Source organism: Paenibacillus sp. J22R3, assembly GCF_056269305.1.
Genome location: NZ_JBWDNS010000009.1, coordinates 62483 through 86967, shown reverse-complemented (window position 1 = coordinate 86967; position 24485 = coordinate 62483). Strand labels below are relative to the sequence as shown.

Here is a 24485-nt window from a genome sequence, read left to right as displayed (position 1 = left end):
AACCGATTAGTGAAGCGATTTAATTTTCTTCGCCAAATCCATGCGCTGAAGCTTCAAGGTTCCGATCAGCTCGCGTATCGTGCTTTCTTCGGCGGGATCGCTGCTCTGCTTCATTTGTGCAAGCAGATCCATCATTTGATGGTTGATCGTATTGAACTTATGCCACAGCTCTTCTTTGGCACTTCGTACAGCCTCTTCGCGGTCCAATGCATCCTTGTGACGCATCGCTTCGAGCAGCTCTTCCTGCCACTGCTGATCGCCGAGCTGCTTGGCAAAGTTATAGAGGTCCAAATAATCGTCAAACCAATTGCTGGTCTTAGTCATCGTGGAGGACTCCTTTCGTGCGCTTGTCTACCTCATATTATACTGAGATTGGGCTGAGAATCAAACCTTCCCGAACTTTATCCGTTTGACATCGACTTCGGAGCGGTGGTAATCTGTGGCAAAGAACGGTTTGGGAAGGGGATCATCGCATGGGAACGATTGTGTCCGTACATCCTTTTGACGAAGTACAGGTGAAGGCCATACAACAGGCTTGTCCAAGTCTGGATTATTTATCAGTTAGCGGCTTAGACGCCGATGAAGCAAGAGCGGCTCTAATGAAGGCAGAAGTGATTTTGGGCTGGAATCGCGATGTGCTCAAAATCATTCATGCGGAGGACATTCCACTTCGGTGGCTGCAAAACTTAGGTGCGGGTGTCGACCACATCCCGCTGGATCGGCTCCAATCGCTCGGCGTCACATTGACGCAGGCTTCCGGTGTTCATCCGAACGGGATATCGGAATCGATCTTTGCCATGCTGCTCTCCCTGACAAGAAGCGTACATATCGCAATTCGCAACCAGCAAACGCAAACATGGAAACCGTCGAAGCGTATGGGGGAAGCACATGGGAAAACCATCGCTATACTCGGTACCGGCGCGATTGGACTTGAAACGGCTAAGCTGGCTCAGGCGTTCAGCATGAACGTGCTCGGTGTTCGCAAGTCTGGCGAACCGGCCGAATGGGTAGATCGTATGTACACCATCGAACAATTAAATGAAGTTCTCGCACAAAGCGATTACATCGTCAATTGCTTGCCGCTGACTTCGCAAACGAGGCATATCGTAGGCAAGGAACAGTTTGCGGTGATGAAGCCATCCGCGATTTACATTAATATTGGCAGAGGCGGCACAACGGATACAGCAGCCCTGGTTGATGCCTTACAGCTCGAACGGATCGCGGGAGCGGGACTTGATGTATTTGAGCAGGAGCCCTTGCCGCGGGAGCATCCGCTGTGGAACATGGAGAATGTTGTTCTAACCCCGCATGAAACAGGCAATACGCCTTATTATATGGATCGAGCATTATCGATCGTGCTCGATAACTTAAAGCACTACAGCGCTCATGGAAAACCTTGCCGAAACTTGGTTGACTGGCAAGCGCAATACTGATTTTCGTTACGTAGTCCTATAGCCGTACTCCCGCTGGTAATTTCTAGTAGGGTGTACGGTTGTTCTATTTTCTGCTATCATTTTGAATAGTATGTTTTCCTTCATGATTTCTCAAAAATTGAAGCGAAATGCATCGTTCTCCATGAATTCTCGTAGTAAGATGTGTGCCGATCGGCCCAGAAACGGCGATTATCCGCACTTTTTCGGCACTTGTCCATTTCATTTCATTTGGTTTTATGACAACAGCTTAAATTTTTATAAAGAATTGTTTAGGCTTGGTGCAACATTATAACGAACCTTTCCGTCTGAAAGGTTGCAAGGGGGGATCCTCCGTGGTAGAGCCAGGCCTTATTAAAGCCGCACAAGCCGGCGATGGCGACGCTCTTATTTCTCTATTGCGCGAGATTGAGAATCATGTTTACCGGACAGCCTATTATATTGTAGGCAATGAGCAGGATGCGATGGATGCGGCTCAAGAAGCACTTATTCGTATTTATACGAAAATCGGCAGCTATGAAGAGAAAGCCCAGTTTAAAACTTGGGTACAGCGGATTGTCACTAATATATGTATCGATAAGTTTCGTCGAACCAAACCGACTGTGTCCATTGACGAGCATGAAATGGTGTTCAAGGATAATCAATCGGTTGAGGAGGAAGTTCTTACTTCCTATGCTGTGCAGGATATCCGCAAAGCGATCGACAAACTGCCTGAGCATCATCGGGCCGTTGTTGTTCTTCGCTATTTGCAGGATTTCTCGTACAACGAAATCGCCGATTCACTTGATCTGCCGCTGAATACGGTCAAATCTTATTTATTCCGGGCAAGACAACAGCTGCAAACATACCTGCATGATTATCAGAGAGGGGGTGTCCGAGGATGAATTGTCAAGAGGTGATGGACTATATGCAAAGGCAGCTTGACGGCGATCTGGATGAGCAGGAAGCCGAATTCTTGATGACTCATACACGGCATTGCCCGGAATGTGCAGCCATGCTTGAACGGCTTGAATTGCTTTCCTCCGGACTAACCAACCTGCCGAGGGTCACGCCGAGCTACAGTTTAGTGGATGCGATACTGCCACGACTGGCAGAGCTTCAAGTCGCTCAAGATACCATTCAAGGCGATATTCCAATGCAAGACCGTGATGTGAACCAATCGGCAATGCCAAGACGAATTGCGCCAAGCACGGAGAAGAGAAGATGGACGGACCGATTCTCGATTCGTGCAATTGGCGGCATTATAGCAGCAGGTATCATAGCGGGACTGTTTATCGTCAACTACGACCCAAGCCGCTCGATGAACGATTCAGCAAAGGACATGGCCGCAGATTCTTCGAATACTTATGATACGGCTCAGAATACATCTTCAGCCGATTCTTCAGCCAGTATCAGTCAGTCGGAAGAGACGACGAACGATGCAGCTACAATCAATGAGATTACGACTGAAGCTGCCGCGCCGCTGGCTTCCGTGTCCGATGAGAAGCCGCTGATGAAGTCAGAGAGCCGCAACGTGGATCCGAATGGTGAAACGATGCCTCCGCTCACAACCGATACGGATGATGGAGCACCTGCTGTGAAGGGCCAGTCACCTAACTACGAGGTATCCGGTTCAAGTGATTCTGACTCGGGTTCCGGTTCCGGTAATACCGCTGCTACGGACAGTGCTGCCGAGGATCGGAGAGATAACAGCAAGTCGGATAATGCGAATACGTCGGCAAACAATAAGAGCACTGATTTTGGGGCTTCCAGCATGATCATGGCTTCGCCAATCTCGCCGGACGATATGTACCAAGCTTTTATTGTGGAGGATACCGTTCGCATTTACACCGTTCAAGACAGCTTAATGATTTTCCAAGGTGTGAAACGTACCGGCATTTCGAATTTGAAGTGGTCCGATGACAGTTCGGTGTTGACGTATGAGGCAGCGGACGCCGACGGGGTTAAACAGGTTTATGCCGTAGATCCCAAGAAAGCAACCGAGCAACAAGTACAATCTATTAAATAATATGGCGGTTGATTGCACACTTTACGGGATGTTCGCGTATGGTGTAGGGAGCAGGAAACCAGTCATAGGACGGCACCTTGACGTCGTATGACCATTCGCAGCCGGTACCATGGACCGTTTGCTAGCGAGTGTTTATATAGATGTTCGGGGACAAAGGGATGAGTCGCAAGCTGACTTCATCCCTTTGTTGCGTTTTTTGCAAAATGGCGCTATCGTAGGGTTGGTGGTTTAAAGGGGGACATATGCCGTGGAAATGAAGGATGTCATGAAGGAACTGAAAGCGGGAACGATCCGCCCCGTCTATGTGCTGTACGGGAAAGACAGATATCGCATGCGGCAGTTTGTGTCGACCTTGACGGACAAGCTGCTGCCGGCTGAAGAGCGAGAGCTTGGTCTTGTTAAATTCGATACGTCGGAAACACCTATAGAAGAGGCTGTGGCAGAGGCCGAAACATTGCCTTTCTTCGCATCGCGCAAGCTGGTGCTTATTCGGGATTCCTCCGTTCTCGCTGCGGCTCAAGGCAAAGAAGGCAAGCTTGAGCATGGGACAGACGCGCTGATCGCTTATTTGAAGCAGCCCTGTGAGAGCAGTGTCATCGTGTTTCAGGTGATGGCCGAGAAGCTGGATGAACGTCGTAAGGTTGTGAAGCTGCTGAAGGAGCAGGATGCATTAATACCGTTCCAAGAGCTTCAAGAAAATGAGCTTCTGCAATGGACGGTTAAGCGAGCGGAGGAACAGGGTCGTGGCATGAGCCGTGATGCCGCACAGCTGCTTCTGGCGCGCACGGGGACCAATATGCAGCAGCTGGCGCATGAAGTGGACAAGCTCTGTTTACATGCCGGCAGCGGCGGCTCCATCAGCAGCAGTGATGTCGAGCAGTTGATTGCCTCGACGGTAGAAGAAGACGTCTTCGCGCTTATTGATGCTATGGCATCGCTGCAGGTGGACCGAGCGCTTAAATTATATGGAGAGCTGCTGCTGCGCCGTGAGGAGCCCATTAAGATCGCAGCGTTAATTGCGAGGCAATTTCGCATTATGCTGCAGGTGAAGGAGCTGGAGCAGCATAATTATTCTCCTCAGCAGATGGCAGGGCAGCTGGGCTTGCATCCTTACGTCGTCAAGTTAGCCGCTGAGAAGGCCAAACGGTTCTCCACTCAAACGCTCGGCAAACATCTGAACAAGCTGGCAGAGCTGGATTACGGCATGAAGACAGGTCGTATTGATAAGACGCTGGGTCTGGAACTGTTCCTGCTCTCGCTTGCCGCATAAGAAGAACATAAAAAAAGTCCTGCTTTTACGCACAAGGCGTAAGAGCAGGACTTTCGTTTGATTGATTAGGCTTGTGCGCTAAGTGCGTTAAGCTTTTTAGCCAGGCGCGACTTCTTGCGAGCAGCTGCATTTTTATGAATCAGGCCTTTAGTTACAGCTTTATCCAGCTTTTTTGTAGCATTGATCAGAGCTGCTTTAGCAGCATCGACATCAGTAGCAACAACAGCTAGATCAGCAGTTTTAACGGCCGTGCGAAGAGCTGATTTTTGCGAAGCGTTCAAAGCGCGGCGTTTCTCGATCGTTTTAACGCGTTTGACTGCGGATTTAATGTTTGGCATTGCATTCACCTCCTGTAAAAAGGGACAATCCCTTTGTAACAACACAACTTGACATAGTGTATCACGGGCAAAACCAAAAAGCAATAGCTCGCGCATGACTGAATCCATGTATTCCGGGCCGTAACCGCATAATTAGAGGTTCTCTATCGCAAACTAGACACAAACGGATGGAAGGAGCGCCCTTATAACATGAGTGAGCTTGATCTGCAAGAGTTTAACGTGGGGATCGATTTGGCGCTTGAAGCGAAGGAATATGCAGAGGCAGCAGGGAACGGTCCAGTACCCGGTGTTCTCTCCGAAGTATCGGAGGATGACGGTATTACCATCACGAGACTTGAAGTAACAACTGAGGAAGGCTCCCGCATTATGGGCAAAATGATCGGTCACTACGTGACCTTCGAAGTGCCGGAGCTGCGCAAGCAGGACACCGTGCTGCAAGACCGCGTGGCTACGAAGCTGGCACAGGAATTTGCGGAGTTTCTTCTGCGGATTGGCATTAGTAAGACGGCGAACGTCTTAATCGTCGGACTTGGCAACTGGAATGTTACGCCGGATGCACTCGGTCCGATTGTCGTTGAGAATGCGCTTGTGACGCGCCACTTCTTCGAGCTGATGCCTAACGAGGTCGCGCCTGGCTACCGAAATGTAAGCGCGGTTGCGCCTGGTGTGCTAGGGATAACCGGCATTGAGTCGAGTGACATCGTACAAGGAATCGTAGATCGCTCGAAGCCGGATCTGATCATTGCGATTGATGCGCTGGCGTCCAAAGCACTTGAGCGGGTAAACACGACGATTCAAATTGCGGATACCGGTATTCATCCCGGTTCAGGCATTGGGAACAAGCGGCGCGGCATTACGAAGGAAATTCTGGGAGTGCCGGTTGTGGCGATCGGTGTTCCGACCGTGCTGTATGCATCGACAATTGTCAGCAACAGCATTGATCTTATGCGGGAGCATTTGAAGAAACATGCGGCGGGCAAAGCGGACGGTTTCCTAGGTTTGCTGGATTCGATTGACGAGAATGAGCGGCTTCAGCTTGTCCGTGAAGCGCTCGGGCCTCTTGGCCATGATCTGCTCGTAACACCCAAGGAAATCGACCAGTTCATTGAGGATATCGCCAACATCGTTGCCAGCGGGCTCAATGCTGCACTGCACGAGGCAGTGGATAAGTCGAATGTAGCAGCTTATACACACTAAGTTATTGAATCGAGCCACTCGCGTTGCGTGAGAAGGGCACTCAGGTGCTCTTCTTTTTTTGTGGTCCGATGATCCTTCACCAACTCTATTCATTTGCTATCACTCTACTAATCTAGCAATGCTCCAAACTCTATTAAACTTTCGGTTCTATTAAATCGGCTTGCCTCATAAAGTGATACTAGCCTAGTGCGCGATGAACCAATGCCACAATTGGAACTGGGAGGAGTACACGGAATGAAACGATGGATTGTGACCCTGAACCTTGCTAAAGGCAGCATGCGTTTGCGTCAGCTGCTAGTAGCAGGCCGTACCTTTGCGTTGTTGTCATTGGGATCGATGATCCTTGTCCTTGTAGTAGGAATTGGTGCGATTGTGCATCAGAACGCCGCGTCATCGCCGGTATCGTCGATGAAAGGTTTCGCGGTAGCGGTATCCGGCGGATTATTCAAAGACATGCTGTCGATGGAATTGCCGGGCACAAGCGACGGTTCACCGAGAACAGCCATTAACGGCAGACAGATCAGTACGTTTCTGTTCCGGCTATTGACCGACATTAATCCGGAGGATCCGAGGAGCTTGCTGGCAAGCCAATATCCCGGAATGAGCGGCGACACGACAGTCATCCTGCGACCGGGAACAGGTACAGATGCAGTTGTTGAATCGGGAGATCACGATTCGATTCCGGGCCAAGAGGAAGTTACCGGTGAAGGATCGGGTCTGCCGGTTACGGATTCGGGCAGGCCGGATCATGAAACAGGCAACACGCAGCCCGATCAAACCGAACCTGATGACAGTGAGGCAGGAACAGGTGAACAGCCGACGACGCCCGTGAAGACGCCGGGTGATACGAAGCCGGATTCAGATCCGGAGCAAGTCGAGCCGGTTAATCCGGCAACTCCGACAACCGGGGGTAAGAAGGTCGTTTTTATCTACCATTCTCATAGCCGCGAATCCTGGTTTCCGGAAATCAGCAGCAAGAAATACGCCGAATCGCCCGTGAAGAACATTACGCTGCTGGGCAAACGTCTTGCTTTTCAACTGGAGAAAAGCGGCATTGGGGCACAACAATCTTCCACGGATTATGTAACGGCGATTAAAAACTACAATTGGCTCCTATCCTATAAGTATTCGAAGAAAACGGTCGTCGATGCGATGGCCAAAAATAACAATCTCCAATTCTTCTTCGATATTCACCGAGATTCCCTGCGACGGAAGAATACGACCATCACCATAAACGGTGAAACCTATGCAGAAGTTTTCTTCATCATCGGGCTGGCCAATCCCAATTGGAAGCAGAATGAAGCATTGGCGAACCGTATGCATGAAGCGCTGGAGAAGAAATATCCGGGACTGTCGCGCGGGATTTTGGGTAAAACGACTGCCAGCGGCAATGGGGAATATAATCAATCGCTCTCGCCGGACAGCGTTCTGATCGAAGTTGGCGGAGTCGACAACACGCTCAAGGAATCCTATCGGACCATTGATGTGCTTGCGAAGATCATCTCAGATATCTACTGGGATTCAGCGAAAGTGTCAGCACCGCCGGTATCGAAATTGAACAAATAGTTTAACCATAGGGGAGAGAATCTAAATGCGTCGTCAATCGATGAAGATGGCTCTGGTTGGAGGAGCGGTTGCGCTCATCATTCTGTTTGGCATAGATATGGCCTCGAGCGGTATTGAACGTGTTTATGGTCCGGTTGAAGGAGGCGTTCAAGCTGTTAACCCTGCTGGTTACTCCTCTTCTATGCTGACCGACAGTGAAGATGAATCCAGTGTAACCGGTGTAACGGACACAACTAAAATCGACCAACTCCCTGAGAATCAAGTCGATCAAACTACACAACGACGCACCGTTGCGGATGCGCAGCATGGGAGAACAGAAGAGGAAATCCGTTTGGAATACGAGCGCAAACTCCAAGAAGAGCTTAATAAACAACTGACAGGCTTGCCTGATTTGCGCAGCGATGCGACGGTTAATAAAGTTGCAGACGGGACGGCAGGGGTGCTTCAAACGGTGTCTGCGAAGGGGATTCGAATGGTCGTTTCGTTTTTTGAATCGGTAACGGATTGATGGTGACCCCTCAAGCTGTTATACTTATAAGAATGATTAGCAATTAGGTACCTCTGGGGGTTTAGCATGGCGGACGTACGAGACAGACAAAAACGAATTCGCAACTTTTCAATTATCGCCCATATCGATCATGGGAAATCAACGCTGGCAGACCGGATTCTTGAATTTACCGGCGCGTTGTCATCAAGAGAAATGCAAGAACAAGTGCTTGATCAAATGGATCTGGAGCGCGAACGCGGCATCACCATAAAGCTGCAAGCCGTTAGACTCGGTTACAAAGCCGATGACGGTGTTGAATACATTTTGAATTTGATTGATACACCGGGACACGTAGACTTTACGTACGAGGTTTCGCGCAGCTTGGCTGCTTGTGAAGGCGCTTTGCTCGTTGTCGATGCCGCTCAAGGGATCGAAGCGCAAACGCTTGCCAACGTGTATTTGGCACTCGATAACAATTTGGAGATTATTCCTGTACTGAACAAAATCGACCTGCCAAGCGCAGAGCCAGACCGCGTCAAACAGGAAATTGAAGATGTTATAGGCCTTGACGCCAGCGAAGCTGTTCATGCTTCTGCGAAAGCGGGCATCGGCATTAAGGAAATATTGGAGCAGGTTGTCAGCAAAGTTCCGGCACCTACCGGTGACCCGGACGAGCCGCTTAAAGCGCTTATTTTCGACTCGCACTATGATCCTTATAAAGGGGTTATCGTTTATGTGCGCGTTATCGACGGCGTCATCAAAGCAGGCAAGAAGATTCGCTTCATGGCAACAGGAGCGGAGTTTGAAGTAATCGAAGTCGGAGCTTTCATGCCGCGTATGGGAATCGTTAATGAGCTGGCTGTTGGAGACGTTGGTTTCGTCGTAGCAGGCATCAAGAACGTGAAGGATACCCGTGTAGGGGATACCGTTACCGATGCTAAGAAACCAGCTCTGGAAGCACTGCCGGGTTACCGTAAGATCAATCCGATGGTATTCTGCGGCTTGTATCCGATCGAAACGCAGGATTATAACGATCTTCGCGATGCGCTCGAGAAATTGGAGCTTAACGATGCGTCGCTTCGTTATGAAGCGGAGTCGTCTACGGCGCTTGGCTTCGGTTACCGCTGCGGATTCTTGGGCTTGCTTCACATGGAAATCATCCAAGAGCGGATTGAGCGCGAGTTCAACATTCCGCTTATTACGACAGCGCCAAGCGTAGTTTATCGCGTCACATTGACAAACGGCGAAATCTTGGAGATCGACAACCCGTCTAATTATCCGGATGTCGGTAAGATTGAATATGTTGAAGAGCCATTCGTAAAAGCGGCTATCATTGTACCGAACGATTACGTTGGGGCGATTATGGAGCTTTGTCAGAACAAACGCGGTGAGTTCGTCAACATGGAGTATCTAGACACGAACCGTGTAACGATCACCTACGATATGCCTCTTTCTGAGATCGTTTATGATTTCTTTGATCAATTGAAATCAAGCACGAAGGGCTATGCTTCCTTCGACTACGAGCTGTCCGGCTATCGCCAGTCCAAGCTCGTGAAGATGGACATTATGCTTAACAACGAGCAGGTGGATGCCTTGTCCGTTATCGTCCATCGTGACCGCGCTTATCATCGCGGACGGATCATATGCGAGAAACTCAAGGAACTGATCCCTCGTCAAATGTTCGAGGTGCCGATTCAAGCATCGATCGGAAACAAGGTTATCGCTCGTGAAACCGTTAAAGCGATGCGGAAGAACGTTCTTGCCAAGTGTTACGGCGGAGATATCAGCCGTAAGCGGAAGCTGCTTGATAAGCAGAAGGAAGGTAAGAAACGGATGAAGCAAGTCGGCAGTGTTGAGGTGCCGCAAGAGGCATTCATGGCCGTTCTTAAGATCGACGAGGATTAGAATCTTAGAGACGTTGTTCTGGGGAGGGAGCCATCGTGCTCCCTTTCTTTATTAGTGGAATAGGTTTCTCCTTGATCAAACGAAATTCCCGTACTATGGAGGTGACAATCGCTTATGTTTACCCACGCGCCGAAGGCGCTTTATATTCATATCCCGTTTTGCACGAACAAGTGCCACTATTGCGATTTTACGTCTTATGTCCTTCGCGGACAGCCTGTAGATGCCTATCTGGATGCGCTAGAGAGCGAGATGGCGCGGACTGTAGAGGCGCTTCCTCCGGAAGAAATCCTTACGGTATTCGTTGGTGGAGGAACGCCTACGGTGCTCACACCGCCGCAGATGGAGCGGTTTCTGACATCTGTTAAGAAATATTTCCCCATTCATCCGGATGCGGAATTTACGATGGAAGCTAACCCGGGGACAACGGATCTGGACAAGCTGACGGCTATGAAGGCAGGCGGCGTAAACCGGATCAGTTTTGGCGTACAGTCGTTTGATAACGGGCTGCTGGAGCGGATCGGCCGCATTCACAATGTCGAGGATGTCTACCGCAGCATCGAGAATGCACGTACGGCCGGCTTTAGTAATTTATCGATCGATTTGATGTTCGGACTCCCGGGACAGAGCGTAGAACAGCTTTCAGACAGCGTCAACCGTGCGCTGCAATTAGGGCTTCCGCATTACTCGCTCTATGGTCTTAAAGTTGAAGAGAACACGTTGTTCCACACTTTATATGAACGCAATGAGCTGCCGCTTCCTCCGGAAGAGGATGAGCTTGCGATGTACATGCTGCTGATAGACAAGCTTAAAGCGGAGGGGTTTCATCATTATGAAATCAGCAACTTCGCGAAGCCCGGCCACGAAAGCAGACATAACATTACGTATTGGCGCAACGAGCCTTATTATGGGCTTGGTGCAGGCGCGCACGGTTATGCCAGAGGCGAGCGGCATGTCAATATCAAAGGGATTCAGCCTTACATTGATGCGGCGGCAGAGCGGCTTCCGCGCCTTGAAACGAACCCGGTTCCCGAGCATGAAGCGATGGAAGATTTCATGATGGTTGGACTTCGTATGCTCGAAGGTGTGAACAATGATCGTTTCTCGGCTCAATTTCCCGGTCAAACGATTGAAAGCGTGTTTGGTGAGGCGCTTCAAACGGTGCTCTCGCAAGGGCTGGTTGAGCACACGGAAGGCAGTGGCGGCGGATATCGATTGTCTGAGAAAGGGATCCCGCTTGGCAATGAAGTATTCGGAGCCTTTATCAGCGGATAAGTCAGCAAATCCAGTCAAATTATTCTTGTGTTAACATTCACGATGTTGTATATTTATTCGTGTTAAAAGCAGTTTACTCTAGAGTTTATGGATGCGGAGGCGAGTGAGATGCAAGCGGTATGCAGAAAGGCGACCGAGAATGATATCGAAACATTAGTGGATTTAATAGCAGGGTACGCCGAGAAGGGAATTATGCTGCCGCGATCTCGCGATATGCTGAAGCGTCAAATTCATACATTCGTTGTGGCGGAGGTTTCGGGTGAAGTAGTCGGCTGCGGTTCGTTAACCCAGCTTGGCGCTGACCTCGTCGAAATCCGTTCGCTAGGCATATCGGAAGGCTATAAGGGTTTAGGCATCGGCAGTAAGCTTGTCGATCAGCTGCTTCATGAAGCGAAGGAACAGAACATCCCTAAAGTGATGGCGCTGACATACGAAGTGAATTTCTTCGAGAAGAACGGCTTCACGATCGTGAACAAGGAGATTTTTCCCGAGAAGGTGTGGACGGACTGTATCCACTGTCCGAAGCAGCATGCATGTGACGAAATCGCCGTACTAAGAATGCTGAACTAATACAGCTATAATGAACAACCATAACTCGATGAATAGCTCCATATTTCTAATAAACCACTGCGCCTTTCGATAAGGTTGCAGTGGCTTTTTTGTTTCTTCCAGCACGTAATCAGCCATAATAATGACCTGAATGGGAACAATACAAGCTGTCAATGAGATGATCAGCAACCCTTACAGGAGGATACGCAAATCATGAAACGCTTACTGATCTTCATCTCCCTGGCTCTTATTCTGGCCTCTTGTTCGGCTAAAGAGAATGCGCATGTAGGGAAGAACAATGCAAGCGGCTCACTCGTCAATTTGCAAATACAAGGTCATCAAGGAGCGGTAACGACCCCTTATAAGTTGAGAGATGGGAAGGTTTGGATTCCGGCGGATCAAGCGGCAGAGCTATTCGGGTATCGGTACGAAATGGAACCTGCAAACCAATCGGCATCGATGGGCTATACGGATCCCATCTATAGATTCAAGCTGAATGAGAAGCAGGCCCACGTCGGTGATGAGTCGGTTATGCTGCATGAGGCTCCTCAACTCATGGATCGTAAGGTGTATTTGGAAATGAGCTCCTTGTCGCAGCTCTGGCAAACGCCTCTGGATTGGGATGCGAAGCTTAATTCAATCGTGGTGACCCCTCCTGCTGTAGAACAGCCCAATAGATTATCGGCAGCAAGCTTTCCCACAAGAAACGATTTTAGAGCAAAGGCGCTCGACACAGAAGACGGAAATGCGGAACCCGGAGCAGATGCGGAGAAGGTCATTTCTTATGCTAAACAGTTTATGGATATTCCTTACAAATTCGATGCAGCGCCGTATGCACAAAGCCGAAAGTTCGATTGTTCGTCGTTTGTGCAGCATGTATTTTATCATGTAGGCATTGACATGCCGCGTTCATCTAGAGCGCAGTCAAATATTGGTAAATACCTGGCCCGGAAGGATTTCAAACCGGGAGACGTGGTGTTCTTCTATACACCGGGCAGATATAGCAGTAACAAAATCGTCGGACATGTAGGGATTTATATCGGGAACAACAAAGTCATTCATACGTTTGGAGATCCCGGCGTTACGATCTCCGAGCTGGATGGGATCTGGGAAGATCGGGTCTTGTGGGGAAGAAGAGTGCTTTAAATCTTAGCATATGATTCGTATGAAATGGCTGTCTCGAACGTGTGCAGACGCACACTGCTTTTGAGATGGCTTTTTCTTTGGGGACGCGATGGCGATGGGATGTGTTGTCTTCCGGCCCAAAATATCGAACTGACTTGACAATTGGCAAGCGATTTTGGTATTTTTGTAGTAATGATTAGCACTCGCCGATAACGAGTGCTAACGGTTGAAGGATGACCGTAATAAAGGGAAGCAGCTTTAGCATGAAACGATCTTAAGAAACCGGGAGGGACTGCGATGTTAACTGAACGGCAGCGTATGATTCTGAATGTCATCATAGACGATTATATCCGCTCAGCAGAGCCAATTGGTTCACGCAGCATTTCGAAACGAAGCGATGTCAGCTTTAGCCCGGCAACCATTCGTAACGAGATGGCTGATTTGGAAGAGCTCGGATTTCTGGAGCAGCCTCATACCTCGGCAGGTCGTATTCCATCGATTAAAGGTTACCGCTATTACGTCGATCATCTTGTAAGACTGAGTCAAGTTAATGAACAGGATGCGCAAACGGTTCGGTCCTTCTTCACGGAGAAGGTGAACCAAATGGAACAGATTATTCAACATGCAGCCATGATATTGTCCAATCTGACGAATTACACGAGCATCGTGCTTGGGCCGGAGACGTTTACGAATTCGCTTAAGCATTTCCAGCTCGTTCCAATCAGTGATGACACGGCCGTAGCGATTATTGTTACCAACACCGGTCATGTTGAGAACCGTACGATTTCCTTGCCGGATGATATGAGCATGGAGGAAATGCAGCAGGCTGTTAACATTCTTAACAGCAAATTGATCGGAGTGCCGATTGCGCGCCTCAAATCAAAGCTGTATTCCGAGGTCGGTCAGGAGCTTGGCCGTTATGCGGACCAATGCGAGCGACTGCTCGGTGTACTCGACGACGCGCTAATGAGCGAAGACGATCACCGGGTGTTCTTAAGCGGTACGACGAACATGCTGATGCAGCCGGAGTTCAAGGATGTCGACAAAGTGAAGACGCTGCTCGACCTGCTAGACGAGACGCCGACCATTATGCAAATGTTCAGTACGCTGCCAAGCGGTATTCAAGTTCGAATCGGTACAGAAAATACGCATGAGGCGATTAACAATTGCAGTTTGATTACGGCGACTTATTCGGCACAAGGCAAACAGCTGGGCACGATTGGGATTTTGGGACCGACACGAATGGATTACGGTAAAGTAATCGGCTTGCTGGATTTACTGTCCAAAGATATGGCGGTTCTGCTGGGTCGATGGTACAAATGACGTTAAATTTGCATGGGTTAAGGCATTAGGGATTACTTTCAGGAGGTGTAAGCGCTCGTGTCTGTGAATGAACAGCATACAGATGAAGAACATAAACATGAAGAGAACCTTGCTGCTGAAGAAGCGCAGGAATCGGTGAACGAAGAATCGGCAGCTCCCCAAGAAGAAGGAAGCGCAGGAGATTCCCGCGTGGAAGCACTTGAGAAATTAGCCGAAGAGAACCAACAGCGCTACTTAAGAGCACAAGCCGACTTTGACAACTTCCGTCGCCGTACGATGAAAGAGAAGGAAGAGCTTGGGCAATATGCTTCCATGAAGCTAGTCGGGCAGCTTCTGCCGGTAGTGGATAACTTTGTCCGTGCCATTGAAGCTGCGAAGAACGGCGGCGATGGTGAATCGTTCTCCAAAGGCGTCGACATGATCTTCCGCCAGCTTGAGCAAGTGCTTGAAGCTGAAGGGCTGAAAGCGATGGATGCGGTTGGACAGCCGTTTAACCCGGATTTCCATCAAGCGATTATGCAAGTGGAATCCGATGAGCATGAAGAAGGCATTGTCATTGAAGAAGTGCAAAAGGGCTATGTCCTGAAGGATAAAGTGCTGCGTCCCGCTATGGTGAAAGTCAGCGGTTAACGATCAGCTTGCCTATAGATGATTTCAATTATATCCCTTTGAGGAGGAACTTTAATTATGAGTAAAGTAATCGGTATCGACCTTGGTACAACAAACTCTTGCGTTGCGGTAATGGAAGGCGGCGAAGCTGTCGTAATCCCGAATCCGGAAGGCAACCGTACAACACCTTCTGTTGTTGGTTTCAAGAAAGACGGCGAGCGTATTGTCGGTGAATCGGCAAAACGTCAAGCAATCACAAACCCAGACCGTACAATCATGTCCATTAAACGTCACATGGGCTCCAGCCATAAAGAAGTTATTGATGGCAAAGATTTCTCCGCTCCTGAAATTTCCGCAATCATTCTGCAAAAGCTGAAATCAGATGCTGAGGCTTACCTTGGCCAAACCGTAACGCAAGCCGTAATCACAGTACCGGCTTACTTCAATGACAGCCAGCGTCAAGCGACTAAAGATGCAGGTAAGATCGCTGGTCTTGAAGTGCTGCGTATCGTCAACGAGCCGACAGCTGCAGCACTTGCTTACGGTCTTGAGAAAACAGAAGATCACACGATCCTCGTTTATGACCTTGGCGGCGGTACGTTCGACGTTTCCATCCTTGAGCTTGGCGATGGCTTCTTCGAAGTAAAAGCAACCAGCGGCGACAACCGTCTGGGCGGCGATGACTTCGACCAAGTGATCATCGACTACCTGGTATCCGAGTTCAAGAAAGAGCAAGGCGTTGACCTTTCCAAAGATAAAGCGGCTGTACAACGTTTGAAGGATGCTGCTGAGAAAGCGAAGAAAGAGCTTTCAGGCGTAGTAACTTCGACGATTTCCTTGCCGTTTATCACAATGGCAGACGGCGTTCCACAGCATTTGGAGCTTAGCCTGACTCGTGCAAAGTTTGAAGAATTGTCCCAAGCCCTTGTAGAGCGTACGCTTGGTCCTACTCGTCAAGCATTGAGCGATGCCGGTATGTCCCCAAGCGATATCGATAAAGTTGTTCTTGTCGGCGGATCGACTCGTATCCCGGCTGTTCAAGAAGCGGTTAAGAAATTGATCGGCAAAGATCCACACAAAGGCGTTAACCCGGATGAGGTTGTAGCTCTTGGTGCAGCGGTTCAAGCGGGCGTACTGACAGGCGATGTGAAAGACGTTGTATTGCTTGACGTAACTCCATTGTCCCTTGGTATCGAAACAGCTGGCGGTGTGTTCACGAAGATGATCGACCGTAATACAACAATTCCAACAAGCAAATCCCAAGTGTACTCCACTTATGCGGATAACCAACCAAGCGTTGAAATTCACGTGCTTCAAGGTGAGCGTCAAATGGCTGCAGGCAACAAAACACTGGGCCGCTTCACTCTTGGTGATATTCCACTGGCTCCGCGCGGCGTACCGCAAATCGAAGTTACCTTCGATATTGATGCCAATGGTATCGTAAACGTGTCTGCACTGGATAAAGGCACTGGCAAGAGCCACAAAATCACGATCACCTCTTCCGGCGGTTTGTCCGATGAAGAAATCGATCGCATGATGAAGGATGCGGAATTGAACGCAGAGGAAGATCGCAAACGTCGTGAGCTTGTTGAAGCGAAGAACGCGGCTGACCAACTGGTCTATTCCGTTGACAAAACAATTAAAGATCTTGGCGATAAAGTAGATGCAGGCGAAATCGCAAAAGCGAACGAAGCCAAAGAGAAAGTGACTGCAGCGCTGGCAACAGACGATGTAGAACAAATCAATGCAGCTGCAGAAGCGTTGACTGAAATCGTGCAACAGCTTTCCGTAAAGCTGTATGAGCAAGCACAAGCTGCAGGCGGCGCTGAAGGCGCTGGCCCTGAAGCAGGCGGCGAATCCTCCTCCAGAGGCAAAGATAACGTAGTCGATGCCGACTATGAAGTTGTAGACGACAAGAAGTAAGACTTGTTGTATAGTGATACGTAAACGGTGTGCCGTCCGAAAAAACTTTGGACGGCGCAGCCGTTTTTCGTGTGTCTGGATAGATAATGATTTTTGCAGCGTAAATAGGAGACGGGGTGACGGAGTTGGCTGACAAGCGGGACTATTATGAGGTGCTCGGCGTCGGGAAAGACGCAGGCGAGGACGAGATCAAGAAAGCGTATCGTAAAATGGCGCGCCAATACCATCCGGACGTAAACAAAGCGTCGGATGCGGAAGATAAATTTAAAGAAGTGAAGGAAGCTTACGACGTTCTTAGCGATGACGGAAAGCGTGCTACGTATGACCGACATGGTCACGTGGATCCGAACCAAGGCTTTGGCGGCGGTGCCGGTGATTTCGGCGGCGGCTTCGGCGATATCTTCGACATGTTCTTTGGCGGTGGCGGCGGTGGCGGACGACGTGATCCTAACGCTCCGCAGCGCGGTAACGACCTGCAGTACACGATGACAATCGAATTCAAGGAAGCGGTATTCGGTAAGGAAACGGAAATTACGATTCCTCGCACCGAAACTTGTGACACTTGTGTAGGTTCTGGAGCGAAACCGGGTACGAAACCGGAAACTTGTTCGGTTTGTCGTGGTACAGGTCAGCAAGAAGTGGTTCAAAATACACCGTTTGGCCGTATGGTGAACCGGAGAGCTTGTTCCAACTGTAATGGCGCAGGCAAAATCATCAAAGAAAAATGCACGACTTGCCACGGTGCAGGCAAAGTGAAGAAGCAGCGTAAGATCAATGTGAAAATTCCTGCCGGTGTCGATGAAGGCGCGCAAATCCGCTTAACCGGCGAAGGTGAAGGCGGATCACGCGGAGGCCCATCCGGGGACTTATATATCGTAATTCGAGTGAAGCCGCATGATTTCTTCGAGCGTGAGAATGATGATATCTACTGTGAAGTACCGCTAACGTTTGCGCAGGCGGCACTTGGCGACGAGGTCGAAATTCCGACGCTGACTGAGAAAGTGAAACTGAAGATTCCTGCAGGCACGCAAACCGGCACTTATTTCCGATTGAAGGGAAAAGGTGTTCCGCGCCTTCGCGGTTACGGTCAAGGCGACCAGCATGTTAAAGTAACGGTCGTAACGCCTACTGCCCTGAATGAAGAGCAGAAGGAATTGCTTCGTCAGTTCTCCGGTGTCGGAGCAGCAGGCGACAGCACGGATGGTGGGCAGCAAGAACACCATGAATCGATCTTCGAGAAGATGAAGAAAGCATTCCGCGGCGACTAATGGGTTTAAAGCATAAGATCGCAGCCACTTGTTTATGCTAACTTTCGTGTCCAAATCAATCTCTACATGAAGGAGCATAACCATGAGCGATCAAGACTTGGAGAAACAAAATTTCGCAGAGCTGCCGATCAGCAAAAATGAAGACGTTGAATTCTCAGAGGAGCTAGCTGACGAAGCGGATAAGAAGGCGATGCAGCGGGCCGCCGAGGCTGACGCCAGAGCGCAGAATAAATGACGAGTCTGTCTGCTGTATGACAGTCATTCATGCCACGTTTCAAGACAGGGATGGAGCACGTGAGGCGCAGCTTAAGCTGATGGCGCTGCGCGTGCTGCAAGTGGATGGCGGCGCCGACGGCGCATCGCTTACTGCCACTGTCGGGGATGAGCTCGTTGATCGTGCTCTTCATTTGATTGAACAAACCGGAGGAACAGCTGACTTGTGAAGCAAATGAGATTGAATTCGGGGATGCCATACCTGCAATGTACTATTGCGGTATGGTATCTTTTTTTTATCCTTGTGAAACGTTTCAACGTGTGGCAAAATTAACGTTAGTTTAACGTATTGCGAGGGGGATTTTCATGCCGGTTAATTTCAAGAGTGCAACGCAAGTGTATCCGGAGTGGAGTGAGCTTAGCCATTATGGTATTAATTATCTCAAAGTCGGTGATGTTGTTCAGCTGCATTATCATGATGCGAATGAATACTGGATTATTATAAGCGGCAAAGGAAATTGTACGACTGAAGGGGACGCCTACGAAATCGGTCCCGGAGATATGGTCCTTACGAAGCGAGGAGACGAGCACTCTCTTGTTGTTACGGAAGACATGATTGCTGTATATATTTATGGCATTATGCCAGAAGGCGGCCGAGTGGGTTACCTATTCAAGGATAAAGGAGATGCAGCACAATCATGACATTAAAAATCATTCAAGTCGGCCTAGGTATGCATGGGTTTGGCGTTGCGCTCCATTTCGTGAAGCAGTCCGTAGATTTCGCCTATGCAGGTGTAGTAGAAATCAATCCGGCTCGTCTGAAAGAATGTGCGGCAGAGCTTGGCGTTTCGGAAGAGAATTGTTACACGGATTATTTGGAAGCGTTCGCATCCTGTGAAGCGGATGCCGTGTTTGTGACAGCAGCTTCTCCCTATCATTATGCGATTTGCAAAGCTGCCTTGGAACAAGGCCTTCATGTACTGGTTGAGAAGCCATTCGTGCTCGATATCGGCGAAGCTTGCGAGCTGGTTGAGCTTGCTAAGCAGAAGCAGCTGATTCTGATGGTCAGTCAGAACTATCGCTATCAGAATCATGTCCTGTCGCTGAAGAAAGCCATCTCCGAAATGGGGAAACCGCTGTTTGTGCAGGCTCAGTTCTTCTATGATCATTTTGGCAAGGACTATCAGCAGGTAATGGAGAACTTCATGCTGCTTGAGATGGCTGTCCACCATGTGGACATGATTCGCTACTTACTGGAATCCGATATTCGGACCGTGTCGGGCAAAACGTGGAATATCGAAGGAAGCATGTACAAAGGACATCCGAACGTGCAGGCAAGTATGGAGCTGGACAACGGAATTCCTGTCTTCTACTTAGGCAGCCTCGTATCCAAAGGTCTATCAACACCTTGGGAAGGTGACTGGCGCATCCAATGCGAGAATGGCTCGATTCATCTGGATGATCTCGGTCAAGGTTATGGCGTGTATATCGTGGACCAAGAGCAGAACAAACGATTTATCTCGTATGCGGACGGTCCGCTGCCAGACGACAAACAAGGCATTCACAGCGTATTGTCCGAGTTTGCCGCACGAATAAAGGACGGTGCAGAGCCATCGATTTCGGGCCGCGATAATTTGCGTACCTTAGCTGCGCTTATCGCATTCAGTGATTCCTCGCGAACCGGTGAAGTCACCTATCCGGAAAGTTATATTGTTTCGAAGTAATGCCGTGATGACAAGTCTCTGCTGCCGATAGGCTGCGGGGGCTTGTTTTTTTGTGTGAAGCCCTTATCTGGTGTAGAATAGACAAGATAGGTTAAAAATGACTACTAGAAATGATAACGCGATCAGGGGGATTTACAAAGTGAAATGGCATGAACTTACAATCTCGACAACCGAAGAAGCGATCGAGATGATTTCCAACTTCTTGCATGAAATGGATGCCGACGGCGTATCCATTGAAGAATCAGGTACGCTGAACAAACAGCGGGACACATCGCTCGGACAATGGTATGAGCATCCGCTTAACGATATTCCTGAAGGCCAGGCTGTTATTAAAGGCTACTTCTCGGAGCTGGATTCGGACATCGACAAACTCATGGCCATATTGCCTGAGCGTATCGATCAGCTTCGTGAATTCGATATTGATCCAGGTGACTACAAGATTACAAAAGCAATTGTAGACGAAGAAGACTGGGCTAACGCATGGAAGCAATATTTCAAACCGATCCGCGTGTCGGAGCGTTTGACGATTAAGCCGACTTGGGAGGAGTACACGCCTTCACCGGATGAGCGAATTATTGAGCTTGATCCAGGCATGGCATTCGGTACAGGTACGCACCCAACAACTGCGCTCTGCTTGCGTACGCTGGAGACGGTTATCAAAGGCGATGAGGAAGTTATCGATGTAGGGACAGGTTCCGGCATATTGGCTATCGGCGCGATTCTTCTTGGCGCTCGCCGCGTGCTTGCACTTGATCTGGATCCGATTGCAGTTACCTCCGCTACGGAGAATACAAAACTTAACAAGCTGGAAAATGATATTCAAGTGCATCTGAGCGACCTGCTCGGAGTTTTGAATACAGAAGGCAATCCCACGGATAAGCCGCTGAACGTGACGGTACCGGTTGATGTAGTTGTAGCTAATATTTTGGCGGAAATCATCCTGCTGTTCATCGACGATGTTTACGCAGCGCTGAAGCCGGGCGGCACCTATATTGCATCGGGTATCTTTAAGAATAAAGAAGATGCCGTTGCGGAAGGTCTCGAGCAAGCCGGCTTTACGATTATCGATCGTCAGCGTGACCAAGACTGGCTCGCGTTCGTCGCGACGAAACCGGAGTAAGCTGAAGCTCCGCAAATATGCGTAGGAGGGTGAACGGTGTCGGACTTTTTGTGGTATCCGCTCAAAGATTTACCATTTATCTTTCTAGTACTAATGATTGCGTTCACGCTGCATGAGTTCGCGCATGCGTACAGCGCTTATAAGTTTGGAGATCGAACCGCATATGATGCCGGCAGGGTGACACTGAATCCTCGTGCCCATCTGGATGTAATGGGAACCATATTGCTGCTTGTAGCGGGTTTTGGCTGGGCCAGACCCGTTCCGGTTAACCGGAGCCGCTTCAAGTATCCTCGATTGATGGGTATCGTCGTTTCAGCTGTTGGTCCGCTTAGCAATTTGCTGCTGACCTTTATCGGCATTCTGGCCGTTTATGTGCTGAACCAGATTGGCTTACTCAACGCAGGCTCCTTTGGCGTACATAGTGCAATCGTTCATTTTCTTAACTACTTAATTACGCTGAATGTCATGCTGTTTATATTCAATCTTATCCCGGTACCGCCGCTTGACGGATACCGAATTATTCAGGATCTCGCCCCGACTCCGCTGCGTATGAAGATGGATCAATATGAGACTTGGGGGATGTTTCTCTTCCTGCTGATTGTATTTGTTCCGCCGCTTCGCGCAGCAACGCTCGATCCGCTGTTCGCCAACTCCGATGCGATTATTTCCGGCATTATGAAATTATGCGAATTGTTCTTTGACGATGTGGATTGGGCGCAGTTTGTAGCGGATTTCTACAGGTAAGCTTGGCTAGCGGTATCGCTTCTGGAAAATGTTTAACGACCCTAGCGGAGCGAGTGTAAACCGTGTATGATGTAGGTTGGAGTTTTGACACAGACCTTGTAGATGAGTGGGCCTGTGATTTGACTGGAAAGGTTCTACCTAAGATGCAACGATATTTTGTTACGTCCGAGCAGTTTACTGACAATTCGGTTGTTCTTACAGGCGACGATGCTCATCACGTAACGCGAGTGATGCGGATGGAAGCGGGAGATACCATTATTGTAAGTGACGGCCGCACGCGTGTCGCGGAAGCGACAATAAGCGCCTTATCACCGGGCAAAGTGGAAGCTGAAATTTCCGAATGGCTGACCATGAGCGGTGAACCGACTTGGTCGGTGACGGTAGCCCAAAGCTTGCCGAAGGGCGATAAAATGGAGATTGTCATCCAGAAGGGGACCGAGATCGGCGCAGCAAGCTTCGTGCCGTTCCAATCCCAGCGGATGATTGTTCAATATGATGACAAGAAAGAAGCCAAGCGACTTGACCGTTGGGGCAAGATTGCGAAGGAAGCTGCTGAGCAGGCACACCGCAGTCGTATTCCGGTTATTGAACCGGTTGCGTCATGGCGGGAACTGGTCAAACGCATTCCGGAGTACCACTTGGCGTTGTTTTGCTATGAGAAGGAAGGCGGTGGACTTGGTTTGCGTGATGCAATCCAGGCGCGCCGTGGAGCAGTAGAAGGCTGGAGCGACTATGAAGAGCCGCGCAATATTCTGCTCATCGTTGGACCAGAAGGCGGCTTCACTGAACGTGAAGCTGAGGAAGCAGAAGAGGCCGGTGCTGTCATTATCGGTCTTGGCAAGCGAATCTTACGCACGGAAACCGCTGCGATGGTTGGACTCGCCTGCCTCATGTATGAATCAGGAGAAATGGGAGGCGTTTAACAACTATGCCATCGGTTGCTTTTTACACATTAGGCTGCAAAGTTAACTTTTACGATACGGAAGCGATCTGGCAGCTGTTTAAGAAGGAAGGCTACGAGCAAGTCGACTTCGAAACAACTACTGCTGATGTCTATCTAATCAATACATGTACGGTAACGAATACAGGGGACAAGAAGAGCAGACAGATTATTCGTCGTGCGATTCGTCGTAACCCGGAAGCGGTTATCGCTGTAACGGGCTGTTATGCCCAAACTTCACCTGCCGAAATTCTGGCTATTGAAGGTGTCGATCTTGTCATCGGAACGCAGGATCGGGACAAGCTGATGAATTATGTTACGGATCTGCAAAATGAGCGTAAACCGGTTAACGCGGTTCGTAATATTATGAAAACACGTGAGTTCGAGGAACTGGATGTACCGGACTTTGCCGAGCGTACTCGTGCGTTCCTGAAGATTCAAGAAGGCTGCAACAACTTCTGCACCTTCTGTATTATTCCGTGGTCACGTGGATTGTCCCGCAGCCGTGAAGCAGAGAGCGTCATTAACCAAGCTCGCCAGCTGGTGGAATCCGGTTACAAAGAAATTGTACTGACAGGCATTCATACCGGCGGTTATGGTGATGATATGGAGAACTACCGTCTGTCTGACCTGCTGTGGGATCTGGATGCCATTGAAGGTCTTGAGCGGATTCGGATCAGCTCCATCGAAGCGAGTCAGATTGACGAAGCGATGATCGACGTGCTGAACCGTTCCAGCAAAATGTGCCGTCACCTTCATATTCCGCTGCAATCCGGCGATAACGACGTTCTGAAGCGGATGCGCCGCAAGTATACCGTGGAACAGTTTGCTGAGAAAATCAAGCTGCTGCACGAAGCGATGCCCGGTGTTGCGATTACAACGGATGTTATCGTTGGATTCCCCGGCGAAACGCAAGAGATGTTCGAGAACGGCTATGCGTTTATGGAACAAATGGGCTTTGCTGAAATGCATGTCTTCCCCTATTCCAAACGGACGGGTACGCCTGCCGCGCGCATGGAAGATCAGATCGACGATGAGCTGAAGAACGAGCGCGTTCATAAGCTGATTGACTTGTCTGAACGGATGCAATTGGACTATGCGAAGAAATATGTCGGTGAAGTGCTTGATATCATTCCAGAGCGTGAGCACAAAGGCTCAGAAGGCTCCGGCCTGATTATGGGCTACTCCGACAACTATATCCAAGTCGTATTCGAAGGTTCGGAATCGCTGATTGGCGAGCTGTGCAGAGTGAAAATCACGGAAGCCGGCGTCAATGAGTGCCGAGGACAGCTTGTACGCGTATTGGATAATAACCATACCGCGTCCACTGCCCGTATCGAAGCCGACTCACAGGCACAAGCGATGCAGGCATAAGCTTGTTCGAATTCAATAGCTTGAAGCGAGGATTCTAATGCGGCCGGGACAGGGCTGCAAGAGAGTCCTTGCTCTACATAAGAGCTTAGGTATCCAAGAA

25 protein-coding genes are annotated in these 24485 nt (G+C 49.5%); 23 read left to right on the top strand and 2 right to left on the bottom strand.

Features of this window, described 5'->3' with window-relative positions; all coding sequences use genetic code 11:
- Positions 1-6 precede the first annotated feature (6 nt).
- On the bottom strand, positions 7-324 hold the full coding sequence (locus tag AC0YN4_RS28490; protein ID WP_475779124.1) for a hypothetical protein: 318 nt from the start codon (positions 322-324) through the stop codon (positions 7-9).
- Between the two features lie 149 nt (positions 325-473).
- Between AC0YN4_RS28490 and AC0YN4_RS28485 the strand changes: the two genes are divergently transcribed.
- From AC0YN4_RS28485 to holA, 4 genes are all read left to right on the top strand, one after another.
- On the top strand, positions 474-1433 hold the full coding sequence (locus AC0YN4_RS28485) for a D-2-hydroxyacid dehydrogenase (RefSeq protein WP_475779125.1): 960 nt from the start codon (positions 474-476) through the stop codon (positions 1431-1433).
- Positions 1434-1765: 332 nt separating this feature from the next.
- On the top strand, positions 1766-2314 hold the full coding sequence (locus tag AC0YN4_RS28480) for an RNA polymerase sigma factor (protein ID WP_475779126.1): 549 nt from the start codon (positions 1766-1768) through the stop codon (positions 2312-2314).
- Positions 2311-3438, top strand: a complete 1128-nt coding sequence (locus tag AC0YN4_RS28475; RefSeq protein ID WP_475779127.1) for an anti-sigma factor family protein — start codon at positions 2311-2313, stop codon at positions 3436-3438. Before AC0YN4_RS28480 ends, AC0YN4_RS28475 begins: the two co-directional genes overlap by 4 nt.
- Positions 3439-3691: 253 nt before the next feature.
- Complete coding sequence (holA, locus tag AC0YN4_RS28470) at positions 3692-4708, top strand: DNA polymerase III subunit delta (RefSeq protein ID WP_475780068.1); 1017 nt, start codon at positions 3692-3694, stop codon at positions 4706-4708.
- 65 nt (positions 4709-4773) lie between these two features.
- Here the strand turns inward: holA and rpsT are convergent, their stop codons facing one another.
- Entirely contained in the window at positions 4774-5046 is a 273-nt protein-coding gene (gene rpsT, locus AC0YN4_RS28465; RefSeq protein WP_090980003.1) for a 30S ribosomal protein S20, read from the bottom strand.
- A gap of 189 nt (positions 5047-5235) precedes the next feature.
- On the opposite strand from rpsT, the gene gpr reads away from it, so the two are divergent.
- From gpr to mtaB, 19 genes are all read left to right on the top strand, one after another.
- Positions 5236-6243 carry a GPR endopeptidase gene (gpr, locus tag AC0YN4_RS28460; RefSeq protein ID WP_475779128.1) on the top strand — a complete coding sequence of 336 codons (1008 nt, stop codon included), beginning with the start codon at positions 5236-5238 and terminating at the stop codon, positions 6241-6243.
- Between the two features lie 234 nt (positions 6244-6477).
- Complete coding sequence (gene spoIIP, locus AC0YN4_RS28455) at positions 6478-7809, top strand: stage II sporulation protein P (RefSeq protein WP_475837344.1); 1332 nt, start codon at positions 6478-6480, stop codon at positions 7807-7809.
- Positions 7810-7834: 25 nt separating this feature from the next.
- Entirely contained in the window at positions 7835-8317 is a 483-nt protein-coding gene (locus AC0YN4_RS28450; protein ID WP_475837343.1) for a hypothetical protein, read from the top strand.
- A gap of 66 nt (positions 8318-8383) precedes the next feature.
- Positions 8384-10201: a translation elongation factor 4 gene (gene lepA, locus AC0YN4_RS28445; RefSeq protein WP_475779131.1), complete on the top strand. Its 1818-nt coding sequence runs from the start codon at positions 8384-8386 to the stop codon at positions 10199-10201.
- Positions 10202-10315: 114 nt separating this feature from the next.
- The gene (gene hemW, locus AC0YN4_RS28440) at positions 10316-11473 is read left to right on the top strand and encodes a radical SAM family heme chaperone HemW (RefSeq protein WP_475837342.1); all 1158 of its coding nucleotides are present in this window, start codon (positions 10316-10318) and stop codon (positions 11471-11473) included.
- Between the two features lie 108 nt (positions 11474-11581).
- Positions 11582-12043, top strand: a complete 462-nt coding sequence (locus AC0YN4_RS28435; protein ID WP_090979992.1) for an N-acetyltransferase — start codon at positions 11582-11584, stop codon at positions 12041-12043.
- Between the two features lie 192 nt (positions 12044-12235).
- A complete protein-coding gene (locus AC0YN4_RS28430) occupies positions 12236-13168 on the top strand; it encodes a C40 family peptidase (RefSeq protein WP_475837341.1) in 933 nt (310 codons plus the stop codon).
- 276 nt (positions 13169-13444) lie between these two features.
- Positions 13445-14470 (top strand): heat-inducible transcriptional repressor HrcA, encoded by a 1026-nt coding sequence (hrcA, locus tag AC0YN4_RS28425; protein WP_475837340.1) that lies wholly within the window; start codon positions 13445-13447, stop codon positions 14468-14470.
- 63 nt (positions 14471-14533) lie between these two features.
- On the top strand, positions 14534-15100 hold the full coding sequence (gene grpE, locus AC0YN4_RS28420) for a nucleotide exchange factor GrpE (protein ID WP_475837381.1): 567 nt from the start codon (positions 14534-14536) through the stop codon (positions 15098-15100).
- A 57-nt stretch (positions 15101-15157) separates the two neighbouring features.
- Complete coding sequence (dnaK, locus tag AC0YN4_RS28415; RefSeq protein ID WP_475779136.1) at positions 15158-17002, top strand: molecular chaperone DnaK; 1845 nt, start codon at positions 15158-15160, stop codon at positions 17000-17002.
- A gap of 125 nt (positions 17003-17127) precedes the next feature.
- Entirely contained in the window at positions 17128-18270 is a 1143-nt protein-coding gene (gene dnaJ, locus AC0YN4_RS28410) for a molecular chaperone DnaJ (protein WP_475837380.1), read from the top strand.
- A gap of 82 nt (positions 18271-18352) precedes the next feature.
- Positions 18353-18505 (top strand): YfhD family protein, encoded by a 153-nt coding sequence (locus tag AC0YN4_RS28405; protein WP_475779137.1) that lies wholly within the window; start codon positions 18353-18355, stop codon positions 18503-18505.
- 16 nt (positions 18506-18521) lie between these two features.
- Entirely contained in the window at positions 18522-18713 is a 192-nt protein-coding gene (locus AC0YN4_RS28400) for a hypothetical protein (protein ID WP_475779138.1), read from the top strand.
- A 136-nt stretch (positions 18714-18849) separates the two neighbouring features.
- On the top strand, positions 18850-19185 hold the full coding sequence (locus AC0YN4_RS28395) for a cupin domain-containing protein (RefSeq protein ID WP_475779139.1): 336 nt from the start codon (positions 18850-18852) through the stop codon (positions 19183-19185).
- Positions 19182-20207, top strand: coding sequence for a Gfo/Idh/MocA family protein (locus tag AC0YN4_RS28390; RefSeq protein WP_475837339.1), 1026 nt, complete (start codon positions 19182-19184; stop codon positions 20205-20207). The genes AC0YN4_RS28395 and AC0YN4_RS28390 overlap by 4 nt, the downstream gene beginning before the upstream one ends.
- Before the next feature lie 139 nt (positions 20208-20346).
- Complete coding sequence (gene prmA, locus AC0YN4_RS28385; protein ID WP_475837338.1) at positions 20347-21327, top strand: 50S ribosomal protein L11 methyltransferase; 981 nt, start codon at positions 20347-20349, stop codon at positions 21325-21327.
- 93 nt (positions 21328-21420) lie between these two features.
- The gene (locus tag AC0YN4_RS28380) at positions 21421-22071 is read left to right on the top strand and encodes a site-2 protease family protein (protein ID WP_475780071.1); all 651 of its coding nucleotides are present in this window, start codon (positions 21421-21423) and stop codon (positions 22069-22071) included.
- A gap of 143 nt (positions 22072-22214) precedes the next feature.
- Entirely contained in the window at positions 22215-22994 is a 780-nt protein-coding gene (locus tag AC0YN4_RS28375; protein ID WP_475779142.1) for a 16S rRNA (uracil(1498)-N(3))-methyltransferase, read from the top strand.
- A gap of 5 nt (positions 22995-22999) precedes the next feature.
- Positions 23000-24385: a tRNA (N(6)-L-threonylcarbamoyladenosine(37)-C(2))-methylthiotransferase MtaB gene (gene mtaB / locus AC0YN4_RS28370; protein ID WP_475779143.1), complete on the top strand. Its 1386-nt coding sequence runs from the start codon at positions 23000-23002 to the stop codon at positions 24383-24385.
- The last annotated feature ends 100 nt before the right edge of the window (positions 24386-24485 follow it).